We start from the raw sequence: 15092 nt of genomic DNA, 5'->3' as shown, positions 1-15092 counted from the left end.
CAGGGGCAACGCCAATAAACCGCCACGCTAACGGGATCCGGCGAAAGCCCGACTTGTCTTTTAGCCGTCGCGATCATTACTGCCGCGCGAGCCGCGCATTATCCGGCATCGGCAAATTGAAGTTCGTCCGAAACGGATTGATATCGAGCCCGCCACGCCGCGTATAACGCGCATACACCGCAAGCCGCTCCGGCTTGCATTCCCGCATGATGTCCATGAAGATGCGTTCCACGCATTGCTCATGAAACCCGGTATGTCCGCGGTACGAAACGATATACCGCAACAACCCCGCATGATCGATCTGCCCGCCGTAATAGCGGATCTGCACGCTGCCCCAATCCGGTTGTCCCGTCACCGGGCAATTCGATTTCAACAGATTCGAGAACAGCGTTTCATCCGTCGGCGCTTCGTCATGAGTCGCCTTCAGCAAGGAAGGATCGGGCGAGAAAACATCGCAATCGAGATCGAGACGGTCCAGAGACAAACCCTCGAATTCCTCCATCGCCAACTTGCCGAAATCGCCGGGCGCCGCGAGCTGCACCGATACCGTCGCGCCGCAGATCGCGGACACATCGCGCTTGATGGCGGCGCGCACATCGTCGATGGAATCGAACGGCGTCTGCGCGAACGAGCCCAGATACAGCTTGAACGACTTCGACTCCACGATATTCGGCGAGTCCGCGGGCACGAAGAACGTCGCGACCGCGATCTGCGGCTTGCCGCGCCGGTTCAGCCACGACAATTCATAGGCGTTCCAGATATCCGTGCCGAAGAACGGCAGCCGCTCGGGCACGCCGATCGAATCGCGCGCGCGCTTGCGGTCGATCGGGAACAGCAGCGATGCGTCGTACTGTTCGGTGTAGTGGACGGGCTTGCCGAGCGGAGATTGGTCGGGTGTCATGATGCGTTCGCAATGCCGCTGAGAACGTGCCCCGTCGCAGTGACGACGCGAGCCGATTCGCAGTGGCGAATTTGATCGTCGAAGAAAAAGTCGGGCTCGAATTCACGCAGGAATTCGCCCTTGTCGAGGCCACCGAGAAACATCGCTTCGTCGATTTCGATGTCCCAGGCCATCAGCGTGCGGATCGCGCGTTCGTGTGCGGGCGCGGAGCGCGCGGTGACGAGCGCGGTGCGGATGTGCATCGGCGAGCGGCTTTCGTTGTCGTCGGCGATGCGCTGCAGCTTGTTCAACGCCGCCAGCAGCGGCTTCAACGGTCCGCCAGGAAGCGGCGAATCCTTCTTCTGCGTTTCGTGGCCGACGAACGCGCCGAGCCCCTCGCTTTGAAACACGCGCTCGGCTTCGTCGGAGAACAGAACGGCGTCGCCATCGAACGCGATGCGAATCTCGTCCGCATAACGGCTCGCGGCGCGCGGCGTTTCCGGCAGCACGCGCGCAGCGGGAAAACCGGCGGCGAGCGCGTCGCGCACATCGTCCGGATTCGCCGACAAAAACAGCGACGCACGCAGCGGCTTCAGATACGCGAACGGCGAACGGCCGCGCGTGAACACGCCACGCTCGATCGCGAGACCATGCTCGCGGCACGAATGAAACGCGCGCAGACCGCTGATCGGATCGCTGCGCGAAAGAATCACCACTTCCACGCGCTGCTCGTCCGCGTTCAGCGCGAGCAGCTTGCGGATAAGCCCGAACGCGACGCCCGGTTTCGCGGGCGTCTCCAGCCGCGAGCGTTGCAACGCTTCGTATTGCGCGAGATCGCCCGTCTCGAAGACGCGGTTCTCTTCCTCGAAATCGAAGAGCGCGCGCGACGAAATCGCGACGACGAGCTTGTCTTCGAGCGTGAACTTCGGCATTGCCGCTTACGCCAGGAACAGCTTGTACACCGGGTTCGCGCCTTCGTCCCACCACGGATAGCCGAGCGTCGCGAGGAAGCGCTCGAACTCCGCGTTGTCCGACTGCGGCACCTGAATGCCGACGAGAATCGAGCTATAGTCCGCGCCCTGATTGCGATAGTGGAACAGGCTGATGTTCCATTCCGGCGCCATCGACGACAGGAATTTCATCAGCGCACCCGGGCGCTCCGGGAATTCGAAGCGCAGCAGGCGTTCGTCCTGCGCGAGCGGCGAACGACCGCCGACCATGTAGCGGATGTGCTGCTTCGAGAGTTCATCGTGCGACAGATCGACGGTCGCGAAACCATGCTCGATGAACGACGTCATCATCTGCGCCGTTTCCTTGCGCGACTTGATCTGCACGCCAACGAAGATATGCGCCGCGCTTTGATCGGCGATGCGGTAGTTGAACTCCGTCACGCTGCGTGTGCCGACGAGCTCGCAGAAGCGCCTGAAGCTGCCGCGCTCTTCGGGAATCGTCACGGCGAACACGGCTTCGCGCGCCTCGCCGACTTCCGCGCGCTCCGCGACGAAGCGCATGCGGTCGAAATTCATGTTCGCGCCCGACGTCACCGCGACGAGCGTCTTGCCTTCGATGCCTTCGCGTTCCGCATAGAGCTTCGCGCCCGCGACGGCGAGGGAACCGGCCGGTTCCAGCACGCTGCGAGTGTCCTGAAACACGTCCTTGATCGCGGCGCAGAGCGCGTCGGAATCCACGGTGACGACTTCATCGAGCAGTTCGTTGCACAGCCGGAATGTTTCCTCGCCAACGAGCTTCACCGCCGTGCCGTCCGAAAACAGGCCGACTTCGCTCAACGTGATGCGCTCGCCCGCTTCGATCGACTTCGCCATCGCGCAGGAATCCTCGGTCTGCACGCCGATCACCTTGATCTCCGGCCGCACCGCCTTGATGTACGCCGCGACGCCCGCCGCGAGTCCGCCTCCGCCGATCGGCACGAAGATCGCGTGAATCGGGGCCTGGTGCTGGCGCAGGATTTCCATCGCGATGGTGCCTTGTCCGGCGATCACGTCCGGATCGTCGAACGGATGCACGAAGGTCAGGCCGCGCTCTTCCTGAAGCTGCACGGCGCGCGCGTAGGCGTCGCTGTACGATTCGCCCGCCAGCACCACTTCGACGGTCGGTCCGCCGTGCGCGCGGATCGCGTCGATCTTGACTTGCGGTGTCGTGGTCGGCACGGCGATCACCGCGCGGCAGCCGAGACGCGCCGCCGACAGCGCGACGCCCTGCGCATGATTGCCCGCCGACGCCGTGATCACGCCGCGCGCAAGCTCGTCCGCCGACAGATTCGCCATCTTGTTGTACGCGCCGCGAATCTTGAAGGAGAACACCGGCTGGTTGTCCTCGCGCTTCAGGAACACGGAATTGCGCAGACGCGCCGACAGGATGCGCGCGGGTTCGAGCTCGCTCTCCCGCGCGACGTCGTACACGCGCGCGGTCAGCACTTTCTTCAGGTAGTTGGGATGTGTCATGCGAGGAATCGTCACGCGGCAATGGTGCGCGCGGGTTTTTGAGGGCGAAAGCATCAATCATAGCGCCAACCGCGCGCTTTCCGGGCACGCCATGCGTTTCGACCGTCCGGACGGTCGTGCAAAACAGCGTCGAAAATGACACGAACGCGTCGCGAATGCGCACGCAAAAGCCCCTTCTCGCTGCTAGCAACCGCGAACGCGCGCCACCGCGATGGGTTAGAATTTCCTTTTACGAATCAGCAATCAGGATCGGCAGATGCACCGGCAGCTTCGGATCGATTTTTGGGCGCATGTCTCCCGCGCGTCGCACCCGGCGGCCGAGCGGCATGCGCGCCACGCGCGATCGTGGCGTTGATCCAGGGCACATCGAAGGCGCCGTGATTGGAGTTCACCTCGCTGAGTTCCGCGCTGCGTGACCCGGCGGCCTTCGCCAAGATAAGTTTCATTCGAAAATTTGCGCCCCCACGCGCATCGTCGGCGTTTCCGCTTTTCGAAGCGCGAGCACCGGCACACCGAACCGTCGAACATGAACGCACCTCAAGCCTTCGATCCGAACGGCGCCCATGCCGCCTTGGCGCTCGATGCCGAGCCCCGTCTGCGCGAAATTCCCTATAACTACACGTCGTTTTCCGATCGTGAAATCGTCATGCGGCTCCTGGGCGACGAAGCCTGGGCCGTGCTCGATGAACTGCGCAATGAGCGCCGCACGGGCCGCTCGGCGCGCATGCTGTATGAAGTGCTCGGCGATATCTGGGTCGTGCGCCGCAATCCGTATCTGCAGGACGACCTGCTCGACAACCCGAAGCGCCGCGCGCTGCTGGTCGAGGCGCTGAATCACCGGCTCGCGGAAATCGAAAAACGCCGCAGCGCCGATCTCACCGCCCACAGCGACGAAGCCGGCAGCCGCGAGCGCGCCGGCCGCGTGCAGTTGCTGATTGCCGCCGCGCGCCGCGCCGTCGATGATTTCGCCGCTGAGTTCGGCCGCATGGCCGACTTGCGCCGCCGCGCGTCGCGCGTATTGGGCCGCGAAACGCAGAAGGACAACATCAAGTTCGACGGCCTGTCGCGCGTCTCGCACGTCACCGACGCGACCGACTGGCGCGTCGAATATCCCTTCGTCGTGCTGACGCCGGACACCGAAGGCGAAATCGCCGGTCTGATCAAGGCGTGCTTCGAACTGGGTCTGACCGTGATTCCGCGCGGCGGTGGCACCGGCTATACCGGCGGCGCGATTCCGCTCACGCCGTTCTCCGCCGTCATCAACACGGAAAAGCTCGAGCAGCTCGGTCCCGTCGAAATGACCGATCTGCCGGGCGTCGATCACAAGGTCGCGACGATTTTCTCCGGCGCGGGCGTGGTCACGCGGCGCGTCACGGAAGCGGCTGAGCAGGCCGGCTTCGTGTTCGCGGTCGATCCGACTTCGCTCGATGCATCCTGCGTCGGCGGCAATGTCGCGATGAACGCGGGCGGCAAGAAGGCCGTGTTGTGGGGCACGGCGCTCGACAACCTCGCTTGGTGGCGCATGGTCGACCCGGAAGGCAACTGGCTCGAAGTCACGCGTCTGGATCACAACTGCGGCAAGATTCACGACGTCGAAGTGGCGCGCTTCCGGCTCGACTGGTTCGACGGCAATCGTCCGCCGGGCGAGAAGCTTCTGCGCAGCGAAAACCTCGACATCACCGGCCGAACGTTCCGCAAGGAAGGGCTCGGCAAGGACGTCACCGATAAATTCCTCGCCGGCCTTCCCGGCGTGCAGAAGGAAGGCTGCGACGGGCTGATCACGTCCGCACGCTGGATCTTGCACAAGATGCCCGCGCACACGCGCACCGTCTGCCTCGAATTCTTCGGCCAGGCGCGTGACGCGATTCCGAGCATCGTCGAGATCAAGGACTATCTGTTCGAAACGTCGAAAGAGGGCGGCGCGATCCTGGCCGGTCTGGAGCACCTCGACGAACGCTATCTGCGCGCGGTCGGCTATGCGACCAAGAGCAAGCGCAATGCTTTCCCGAAGATGGTGCTGATCGGCGATATCGTCGGCAATGACGCCGATGCCGTCGCCGCCGCGACCTCCGAAGTCGTGCGCATGGCGAACGGCAAGAGCGGCGAAGGCTTCGTTGCGGTGAACGCCGAGGCGCGCAAGCGCTTCTGGCTCGACCGCTCGCGCACGGCCGCGATCGCGAAGCACACGAACGCGTTCAAGATCAATGAAGACGTCGTGATTCCGCTCAATCGCATGGGCGAGTACACGGACGGCATCGAGCGCATCAATATCGAGCTGTCGATCAAGAACAAGCTGCAACTCGTCGATGCGCTCGAAGCGTTTTTCCGCACCGGCAAGCTGCCGCTCGGCAAGACCGACGACGCGAACGAAATTCCCAGCGCCGAGCTGCTCGAAGATCGCGTGCAACAGGCGCTCGATCTGTTGAAGCGCGTGCGCGAGCGCTGGACCTTCGTCGGCGAAAAGCTCGACATGCCTTTGCGCGAGGCGCAGCACTATCTCGTCAATCTCGGCTACGCGGCGCTTGCGGAGAAGTTCGCGGATCGCGTCGACGTGCAGCCGGACGCGAACATCTTCCACGTCGCGCAGGACCGCACGGTGCGCATCTCGTGGAAGCAGGAGATTCGCGGGGAACTGCGCCAGATTTTCAACGGCGGCGAATTCAAGCCGATCCTCGACGAAGCGCAGGCCATCCACAAGCAGGTGTTGCGCGGCCGCGTGTTCGTCGCGCTGCACATGCACGCGGGCGATGGCAACGTGCACACCAACATCCCCGTCAATTCCGACAACTACGCGATGCTGCAGGATGCGCATCACGCGGTGGCGCGCATCATGAAGCTCGCGCGTTCGCTCGACGGCGTGATCTCGGGCGAGCATGGCATCGGCATCACCAAGCTGGAGTTCCTGACCGAAGAGGAAATCGGCGATTTCCGCGCGTACAAGCAGCGCGTCGATCCGCACGGACGCTTCAACAAGGGCAAGCTGTTCGAAGGCGCGGACCTGCGAAACGCGTACACGCCGAGCTTCGGGCTGATGGGGTACGAATCGCTCATCATGCAGCAGTCGGATATCGGCGCGATCTCCGATTCGATCAAGGACTGTCTGCGCTGCGGCAAGTGCAAGCCGGTTTGCGCGACACACGTGCCGCGCGCGAACCTGCTGTATAGCCCGCGCAACAAGATTCTCGCGACTTCGTTGCTGGTCGAAGCGTTCCTGTACGAAGAGCAGACGCGCCGCGGTGTATCGATCAAGCATTGGGACGAGTTCAACGACGTCGCCGATCACTGCACGGTCTGCCACAAATGCGTGACGCCGTGCCCGGTGAAGATCGACTTCGGCGATGTCACGATGAACATGCGCAATCTGCTGCGCAAGATGGGCAAGAAGAAGTTCAACGCGGGCAACGCGGCGGGCATGTTCTTCCTCAATGCGACCAATCCGCAGACCATCAATCTCGCCCGAACCGCGATGATGGGTGTCGGCTACAAGGCGCAGCGTTTCGGCAACGACGTGCTGAAGAAATTCGCGAAGAAGCAGACGGCGAAACCGCCGGCGACGGTCGGCAAGCCGCCCGTGGTCACGCAGGTGATCCACTTCATGAACAAGAAGATGCCGGGCAATCTGCCGAAGAAGACGGCGCGCGCGCTGCTGGATATCGAAGACAACAAGATCGTCCCGATCATCCGCAATCCGAAGACGACCACCGTCGATTCGGAAGCTGTGTTCTATTTCCCCGGCTGCGGTTCGGAGCGTCTGTTCTCGCAAGTCGGGCTCGCGACGCAGGCCATGCTGTGGGAAGCGGGCGTGCAGACCGTGCTGCCGCCAGGCTATCTGTGCTGCGGTTATCCGCAGCGCGGCTCCGGGCAGTACGACAAGGCCGAGAAGATCGTCACGGACAATCGCGTGCTGTTCCATCGGGTCGCGAACACGCTGAACTATCTCGATATCAAGACCGTGGTTGTGTCGTGCGGAACCTGCTACGACCAGCTCGCGGGCTATGAATTCGAGAAGATCTTCCCGGGCTGCCGGATCATCGACATTCACGAATTCCTGCTCGAGAAGAACATCAAGCTCGACGGCGTGACGGGCACGCGCTACATGTACCACGACCCGTGTCACTCGCCGATCAAGACGATGGACCCGGTGAAGCTCGTCAACGATCTGATGGGTTCGCAAAACGACGGCTACAAGATCGAGAAGAACGATCGCTGCTGCGGCGAGTCGGGCACGCTCGCGGTTACGCGGCCCGATATTTCGACGCAGGTGCGTTTCCGCAAGGAAGAAGAGATCCGCAAGGGCGCGGCCAGGTTGCGCGGCATTCCGCTCGTCGCGGAAGCGGGCGCGAACGCGATCAACATGTCGAACGCGGCGGCCGGCGCGGCGGGCGCGCAACCGGGTTCGGTGCTCAAGGCCGGCGACGGTCCGCAGCCGAATGGTCAGGACGTGAAAATTCTCACGAGCTGCCCGTCGTGTCTGCAAGGCCTGTCGCGCTACAACGAGGACGCCAACATCGAGGCGGACTATATCGTCGTGGAAATGGCGCGCAAGGTGCTCGGCGAGAACTGGATGGAACAGTACGTCGAACGCGCGAACAATGGCGGTATCGAGCGCGTGCTGGTGTAATAGCGAAATCGAGGTTTGATTCGCTAGAGGTTTGAGATGGACTGTGTGTTTTGTCGTGAAGACGGCGGCGAGGTACTCTGGTCGGACGACGCGTTGCGCGTCGTCCTCGCCGATGAGCCCGACTGGCCGGGCCTGTGCCGCGTAATCTGGGGCGCGCATGTCGCCGAAATGTCCGATTTGTCGGATGGCGACCGCGCGCGCGTGATGACGGCGGTGAACGGCGTCGAGCGCGCGATGCGCCGCGTGCTGGTGCCGGAGAAGATCAATCTCGCGAGCCTCGGCAATCAGGTGCCGCATGTCCACTGGCACATCATTCCGCGCTTTTCCAACGACTCCCGCTTCCCTCTGCCGATCTGGGCGCCGCGCCAGCGCACGGTCTCCGAATCGCAGCTATCGAAGCGCCGCGCGCAGGCGACGCTCTTGCGCGAACAGGTGCGCAACGAGCTGAACCAGGCGTTCGGCCATCAATAAGGCAAGACCATGAGCGGACTCACTTCAACGACGCCGATTCCCACCGGCGTCGTCGTGCATTCGAAATCCCGCGTGCTCGAACTGCAATACGGCGACGAGTCGTATCGCGTGCCGTTCGAGCTGTTGCGTGTGTATTCGCCTTCCGCCGAAGTTCAGGGCCACGGACCGGGCCAGGAAACGCTGCAGACCGGCAAGCGCGAGGTGACGATCATCGGCATCGATCCGGTCGGGCATTACGCGCTGCAACTGAATTTTTCGGACGGCCACAATACGGGCATCTATTCTTGGGACATCCTGCACGACCTGGCGACGCGGCAGGAAGACTTGTGGCACGAGTATCTGGGGAAACTGGAAGCCGCGGGCGTGGACCGCGATACGCCGATGGCCGTCAAGCCGTCCGGCGGCCATTGCCACTGAGTATCAACGCCGCGGCATAACGCCGCATGGGCGGCGCGACGATTGCGCATACATAGAACGAACAACAGGCGAGGAAAGAGCGCGATGAGCAAGACCCACTTCGGATACGAAACGGTCGACGAGCAGGACAAGGCGAAGAAAGTGGCGGGCGTGTTTCACTCCGTCGCGGGAAACTACGACTTGATGAACGACCTGATGTCCGGCGGACTGCATCGGATCTGGAAGCATTTCACGATCGGGCAGGCCAAGGTGCGGCCGGGCTACAAGGTGCTGGATATCGCGGGCGGCACGGGCGATCTGGCGATGGCCTTCGCTAAACAGGCAGGCGAGACGGGCGAAGTCTGGCACACGGACATCAACGAATCGATGCTGCGCGTAGGCCGCGACCGGCTGATCGACAAAGGCGTGCTGACGCCCGCGCTGCTGTGCGACGCCGAGAAGATTCCCTTCCCGGACAATTATTTCAATGTCGTTACGGTTGCTTTCGGACTTCGTAATATGACGCACAAGGATCGTGCGTTGGCGGAAATGACGCGTGTGCTCAAGCCGGGCGGAAGATTGCTGGTTCTGGAATTCTCGAAAGTGTGGGAACCGCTCAAAAAGCCGTACGATATCTACAGTTTCAAGATTTTGCCGTGGCTTGGCGAAAAAGTGGCCAAAGATGCGGACAGCTACCGGTACCTGGCGGAGTCTATTCGCATGCACCCGGACCAGGAAACTTTGAAAACAATGATGGAACAAGCGGGCCTGGATCGAGTCGAATATTACAATTTGTCAGGTGGCGTGGTAGCGTTACACGTCGGGACAAAATTTTGATGTTCCACTCTCAAAAGGATTCGATATGTTCGATTCGCGCAAACCCCAATCCCGGGGTTTCCTGAACCTCTTCTTCAGGAAGGCCGGAATCTTGGCGCTGGCTGGCGTTATTGCGGCCGGCGCAATCTTCGCGGAAACGGCGGAAGCCAAGCGCATGGGCGCTGGCCGCAGCATGGGCCGGCAGTCGGCCACGGCGACGCAGCAGCATCAGGCGACGCCGCCATCGCAATCCATGCAGCAGGGGCAGGCCGGTCAGGCGGCGCAGGCTCAGCGCGCGCAACCCGCACCGGCTGCACCGGCAGCGGCGCAACCCGCGCGTAACCGCTGGCTGGGGCCGATCGCCGGTCTCGCGGCGGGTCTGGGCATCGCGGCGCTGCTGTCGCACTTCGGGCTGGGCGAAGCCTTCGCCGGCGCGATGGCCAACATGATCATGATCGCCTTGATCGTGCTGGCGGCCGTCATGCTGTTCCGCTTCATCATGCGCAAGCGTCAGGGCAATAACACGCCTGCATACGCCGGCGCCGGTTCGGCCTCGGGTTCGCCGTACGGCGCGACCACGCGCACGAGTCTGAATCAGGATCCGCCGCAAGTGCCGCAGCAGCCGACGGGCTTCGGTGCGAATTACATCGAATCTCCGGTGCAGCAGCAGGCCGTGAATCCGAACGTGCCGGCCGGCTTCGACACCGACGCATTCGTGCGCAACGCGAAGGTCTACTTCGTGCGGCTGCAGGACGCGTGGGATCGCGGGAACGTCAACGACATCCGCGAATTCACGACGCCTGAAATGTTCGCCGAAGTGAAGCTCGACGTCGATGCCCGCGGCAGCGCGCCGAACCGTACGGATGTGGTGCAGCTCAACGCCGATCTGCTCGGCGTCGAGGATCGCGCGAACGAGTATCTCGCGAGCGTGCGCTTCCACGGACTCATCCGCGAGTCGGAAGGGGCGGCGGCCGAGCCGTTCGTCGAGGTATGGAACCTGTCCAAGCAGAAGTCCGGCAACGAAGGCTGGCTGCTGGCAGGGATTCAGCAGGTCAGCTGATCCTGACACCGCGCCCTCGGCCGAATGGCCGGGTGTCGGCAACCGTCAGTGTGTTTGCCGGTTGCGGCGGTAGAATAGAAACCCGCGCGAGAAGCGTCTCGCGCGGGTTTTTTCATCTCACAGCCGATGACGAACGCAGACGAATCCGCCCGTCCCGCAGCAAATCCCGCCTTGAAGACCGTATCCAGTGGATTCGCGGCCGCCGTGAATCATCTGCTCGTGCGCGAGCCATGGGCGCTCGAGCGCCTGAAGCCGTATGCAGGCAAGCGAGTGAAATTGTCGTGCACGCCGGTTTCGATCGCTCTTGTGGTGCAACCCGACGGTCTCTTCGCGGCAACCACCGACGCCGAGGCGGGCGCATTCGATGTGACGATCGCCGTGCCGCTCGATGCGCTGCCGGTGTTTCTGCAGGGCGGGCAGGCGGCGGTGATGAAGCATGTGCGGATCGAAGGCGACGCGGAATTCGCAACGACGCTCGCAAAACTCGCGGAGCATCTGCGCTGGGATCCCGAAGAAGATCTGGCGCGCGTGATCGGCGACGCACCCGCGCATCGCGTTGGACTCGTCGCGCGGGCGGTGCAGGAGCAGGCGCAGCGCACCGGGCGGAATCTGCTGGACACTTTCACCGAATATTTCCTCGACGAGCGCCCGCAACTCGTGCGCAAGAGCGCGCTCGACGCGTTCAACGCCGAGCTTTCGAGAACGCGCGATGCGCTTGCGCGCGTCGAAAAGCGCATCGAGAGGATCGAACAACAAACCGGACAACCATCCGGACAACCACGGCCGGCGAGCGGCGCCTCAGCGCGATCCGGCGGCGAGTCAGTGCGCGACTCGCACGAATAACGAGCTGAAGCGAATTCGAACCATGCGTTTTCTGCGTTTTCTCAAGATTTTTTTCACGATCGTCCGCTTCGGGCTCGATGAGTTGGTGATGAGCGGCATCGACGATCGTCGCGTGCGCCTTCTCATGCGCATCACGACCTTCGGCCGCAGGTTCGACATCGAACGCGGAATCCGTCTGCGGCTCGCGCTGGAAAGCCTCGGACCCATCTTCGTGAAGTTCGGCCAGGTGCTGTCGACGCGGCGCGATCTTTTGCCCGTCGATGTCGCCGATGAACTCGCCAAGCTTCAGGATCAGGTTCCGCCGTTCGATTCGGCGGTGGCGGTATCCATCATCGAAAAGTCGCTCGGTGCGCCGATCGACGAACTGTTCGACGATTTCGAGCGCGTGCCGGTGGCGAGCGCGTCGATCGCGCAGGTGCATTTCGCGAAGATCCGGAATGGCGAGCATGCGGGCAAGGCCGTCGCGGTGAAAGTGCTGCGTCCGGGCATGCTTCCTGTGATCGACTCCGACCTCGCGCTGCTGCGCGATATCGCGACGTGGGCCGAGCGTCTGTGGGCGGACGGCCGGCGCCTGAAGCCACGCGAAGTCGTGGCGGAATTCGACAAGTATCTGCACGACGAGCTCGACCTGATGCGCGAGGCCGCCAATGGCAGCCAGTTGCGCCGGAATTTCCAGGGCCTCGATCTGCTGCTCGTGCCGGAGATGTACTGGGATTTGTCGGCGCCGACGGTGCTCGTCATGGAGCGCATGGTTGGCGTGCCGATCAGTCAGGTGGAGACCTTGCGCGCGGCCGGCGTGGATATTCCGAAGCTCGCGCGCGAAGGCGTCGAGATTTTCTTCACGCAGGTGTTCCGCGACGGCTTCTTTCACGCCGACATGCACCCCGGCAACATTCAGGTGAGCCTCGATCCGGCGACCTTCGGGCGTTATATCGCGCTGGACTTCGGTATCGTCGGGGCGCTGTCGGACTTCGACAAGAACTATCTCGCCCAGAACTTCCTCGCGTTCTTCAAGCGCGACTATCACCGTGTCGCGACGCTGCACCTCGAATCCGGCTGGGTGCCGCCGAGCACGCGCGTCGAGGAACTGGAAAGCGCGATTCGCGCGGTTTGCGAGCCGTATTTCGATCGCGCGCTGAAGGACATCTCGCTCGGGCAGGTGCTGATGCGCCTGTTCTCGACGTCGCGCCGCTTCAACGTCGAGATCCAGCCGCAACTCGTGCTGTTGCAAAAGACGATGCTCAACGTCGAAGGGCTCGGGCGTTCCCTCGATCCCGAGCTCGATTTGTGGAAAACGGCCAAACCGTATCTCGAACGCTGGATGAACGAGCAGATCGGCTGGCGCGGCTGGTACGAGCGCCTGCAAATGGAAGCGCCGCAGTGGAGCAAGACCATTCCGCAGTTGCCGCGGCTGATTCACCATATCCTGGCGGAGCAGCACGATTCGCCGAAGAGCGGCAGCGACGAACTCATGCGGATGCTTCTCGCCGAGCAGAAGCGCACGAACCGCCTGCTCGTGACGCTGCTCGTCGCCGGTCTGGTCGCGATGGCGGGCGCGGGTGTCGTCGTCGCGCAGTTCTTTCTTCATCCCTGAAGGCCGACATCATGAGCGATCCGACGAATCCCGATGTTCCCGACTTCGAAAACCGCGATCCGAATTCGCCGGGGTTCTGGGACGAACGCTTCGACCAGCAGTTCACGCCGTGGGATCAGGCTGGCGTGCCGGAGGCGTTCAAGACGTTCGTCGCGTCGGGGAATGCGCAGAATGTGCTGATTCCCGGCTGCGGCAGCGCGTACGAAGCGCTTTATCTGGCCGAGCGCGGCTGGCCGGTGCGCGCGATCGATTTCTCCGCGGGCGCCGTCGAGGCGGCGCGCGCGCAACTCGGCGCGTATGCGGGCGTCGTCGAAGAGGCGGATTTTTTTGCCTACGAGCCGCCTTTCCCGCCCGATTGGGTCTATGAGCGGGCCTTTCTGTGCGCGCTGCCGAAAGTCCGCTGGCACGATTACGCCACCCGGATGGCCGCCTTGCTGAAACCGGGCGCGCTGCTCGCCGGCTTCTTTTTCATCGGATCGACACCGAAAGGGCCGCCGTTCGGCATCGAGCGCGGCGAACTGGACGCGCTGCTGACGCCGCACTTCAAATTGACCGAAGACCGCGAGGTGAGCGGCTCGATCCCCGTATTCGCCGGCCGCGAACGGTGGATGACCTGGCGACGTATCTGAACCGGCCATCTTGAAATCCTTCGACGGCGCCCCGATATATGGGGCTCAAGCTTGCGCGCGTCGTCCCGAGATTGGCGGGTCGAGTTTGCGGCTATAATTCAAGGCTTTGCAAGCGTCGACAGATCATTGTAGGAAGAGTGCCATGCCGATTTACGCGTACCGCTGCGCACACTGCGGCCACGAAAAAGACGTGCTTCAGAAACTGAGCGATGCGCCGCTCACGCAATGTCCCGCCTGCGGAAAGGACGCTTTCTCGAAGCAGGTGACCGCCGCCGGATTCCAGTTGAAAGGCTCCGGCTGGTATGTCACCGATTTCCGAAGCGGCAACAACGGCGCGAAGGGCAACGCTGCGAACGCGCCGGCGGCGAAATCGGATGACGCTTCTTCGTCCGGTTCCGGCAGCTCGAATTCGGGCGACGCAACGCCGGCCAGTACTACGTCATCGTCGGATGCCGCCAAGCCTGCTGCGGGCGCGTCCGCAACGTCGGACGCAGCCTGAAACGCCGGGTCGCCACGTCCGCCTGGCCATATGTCGCGTAGATGACTTTGCCGACCGCGCAATTGGGCGCGGCTCGCCTGCCAAGCCGGATCTTCGACACAGTCGAGCCGGCGCAGCCTCCGCCCCGTGTAAATGACGACAAAAAAGACTACGCTGAAATCCGTGTTCCTCACCGGCCTGCTCGTGCTGGTGCCGCTCGCGATCACCTTGTGGGTGCTGGGCCTCGTCATCGGGACGATGGACCAGACGCTCCAGCTCCTGCCGGAATCGTGGCAGCCCGAGCGCGTCGTGGGCTTCCATCTGCCGGGCGTCGGCGCTGTGCTGACGATCGCATTCATTTTCATCGTCGGACTGCTGACTCAGAATTTCGTCGGCCAGAAGCTCGTGAAATGGTGGGACGCCATCCTGAGGCACATTCCGGTGGTCGGGCCGCTGTACACGAGCGTCAAGCAGGTGTCCGACACCTTGCTCTCTTCGAGCGGTAACGCGTTCCGCAAGGCGCTCCTGATCGAATATCCGCGCAAGGGCTCGTATACCATTGGCTTTCTGACAGGCATTCCGGGCGGCGACGTGCTGAACCACCTCGACGAAGAGCACGTGAGCGTCTACGTTCCGACGACGCCGAACCCGACATCCGGCTTCTTTCTGATGATGCCGAAAAGCGAAGTCGTCGAACTGGACATGACCGTCGACGCCGCACTGAAGTACATCGTCTCGATGGGCGTGGTGGCTCCCGCCCCGAGCGCGCCGGCGCGGGGCGCGCCCGCCCGCCGCCCCCCCCCCCCCCCCCCCCCACCCCCCCCCCCCCCCGCCCGGGGTGC

General features: G+C 63.0%; 13 protein-coding genes. 10 read left to right on the top strand and 3 right to left on the bottom strand.

Annotated elements, in window-relative coordinates; all coding sequences use genetic code 11:
• Positions 1–76 precede the first annotated feature (76 nt).
• The 3 genes from queF to ilvA are packed head-to-tail and all read right to left on the bottom strand — an operon-like array spanning position 77 to position 3342.
• Entirely contained in the window at positions 77–901 is an 825-nt protein-coding gene (gene queF, locus PQR08_RS37985; RefSeq protein WP_035497630.1) for an NADPH-dependent 7-cyano-7-deazaguanine reductase QueF, read from the bottom strand.
• The gene (locus PQR08_RS37980) at positions 898–1812 is read right to left on the bottom strand and encodes a 5'-nucleotidase (RefSeq protein WP_238209704.1); all 915 of its coding nucleotides are present in this window, start codon (positions 1810–1812) and stop codon (positions 898–900) included. Before PQR08_RS37980 ends, queF begins: the two co-directional genes overlap by 4 nt.
• A 6-nt stretch (positions 1813–1818) precedes the next feature.
• Positions 1819–3342 carry a threonine ammonia-lyase, biosynthetic gene (ilvA, locus tag PQR08_RS37975; RefSeq protein ID WP_408164365.1) on the bottom strand — a complete coding sequence of 508 codons (1524 nt, stop codon included), beginning with the start codon at positions 3340–3342 and terminating at the stop codon, positions 1819–1821.
• Positions 3343–3868: 526 nt separating this feature from the next.
• On the opposite strand from ilvA, the gene PQR08_RS37970 reads away from it, so the two are divergent.
• From PQR08_RS37970 to PQR08_RS37925, 10 genes are all read left to right on the top strand, one after another.
• Positions 3869–7963, top strand: coding sequence for a DUF3683 domain-containing protein (locus PQR08_RS37970; RefSeq protein WP_187607463.1), 4095 nt, complete (start codon positions 3869–3871; stop codon positions 7961–7963).
• Between the two features lie 36 nt (positions 7964–7999).
• A complete protein-coding gene (locus PQR08_RS37965; RefSeq protein ID WP_035497633.1) occupies positions 8000–8434 on the top strand; it encodes an HIT family protein in 435 nt (144 codons plus the stop codon).
• A 9-nt stretch (positions 8435–8443) separates the two neighbouring features.
• Positions 8444–8851, top strand: a complete 408-nt coding sequence (locus PQR08_RS37960) for a gamma-butyrobetaine hydroxylase family protein (RefSeq protein WP_408164362.1) — start codon at positions 8444–8446, stop codon at positions 8849–8851.
• Between the two features lie 84 nt (positions 8852–8935).
• Positions 8936–9667 (top strand): bifunctional demethylmenaquinone methyltransferase/2-methoxy-6-polyprenyl-1,4-benzoquinol methylase UbiE, encoded by a 732-nt coding sequence (gene ubiE / locus PQR08_RS37955; RefSeq protein ID WP_035497635.1) that lies wholly within the window; start codon positions 8936–8938, stop codon positions 9665–9667.
• 25 nt (positions 9668–9692) lie between these two features.
• Positions 9693–10706: a Tim44 domain-containing protein gene (locus tag PQR08_RS37950; RefSeq protein ID WP_187607466.1), complete on the top strand. Its 1014-nt coding sequence runs from the start codon at positions 9693–9695 to the stop codon at positions 10704–10706.
• 171 nt (positions 10707–10877) lie between these two features.
• The gene (locus PQR08_RS37945) at positions 10878–11549 is read left to right on the top strand and encodes a ubiquinone biosynthesis accessory factor UbiJ (protein WP_371880235.1); all 672 of its coding nucleotides are present in this window, start codon (positions 10878–10880) and stop codon (positions 11547–11549) included.
• 22 nt (positions 11550–11571) lie between these two features.
• Positions 11572–13143, top strand: a complete 1572-nt coding sequence (gene ubiB, locus PQR08_RS37940) for a ubiquinone biosynthesis regulatory protein kinase UbiB (RefSeq protein WP_187607468.1) — start codon at positions 11572–11574, stop codon at positions 13141–13143.
• An 11-nt stretch (positions 13144–13154) separates the two neighbouring features.
• On the top strand, positions 13155–13772 hold the full coding sequence (locus PQR08_RS37935; RefSeq protein ID WP_408164359.1) for a methyltransferase domain-containing protein: 618 nt from the start codon (positions 13155–13157) through the stop codon (positions 13770–13772).
• A gap of 142 nt (positions 13773–13914) precedes the next feature.
• Positions 13915–14271 (top strand): FmdB family zinc ribbon protein, encoded by a 357-nt coding sequence (locus tag PQR08_RS37930; RefSeq protein WP_408164358.1) that lies wholly within the window; start codon positions 13915–13917, stop codon positions 14269–14271.
• 132 nt (positions 14272–14403) lie between these two features.
• Positions 14404–15092, top strand: a 689-nt coding sequence (locus PQR08_RS37925) for a DUF502 domain-containing protein (protein WP_408164356.1), incomplete at its 3' end; no start/stop codon positions are given.

The organism is Caballeronia jiangsuensis (assembly GCF_046030135.1).
GTDB lineage: Bacteria > Pseudomonadota > Gammaproteobacteria > Burkholderiales > Burkholderiaceae > Caballeronia > Caballeronia jiangsuensis.
This window is presented reverse-complemented; position numbering and strand designations above follow the sequence as displayed.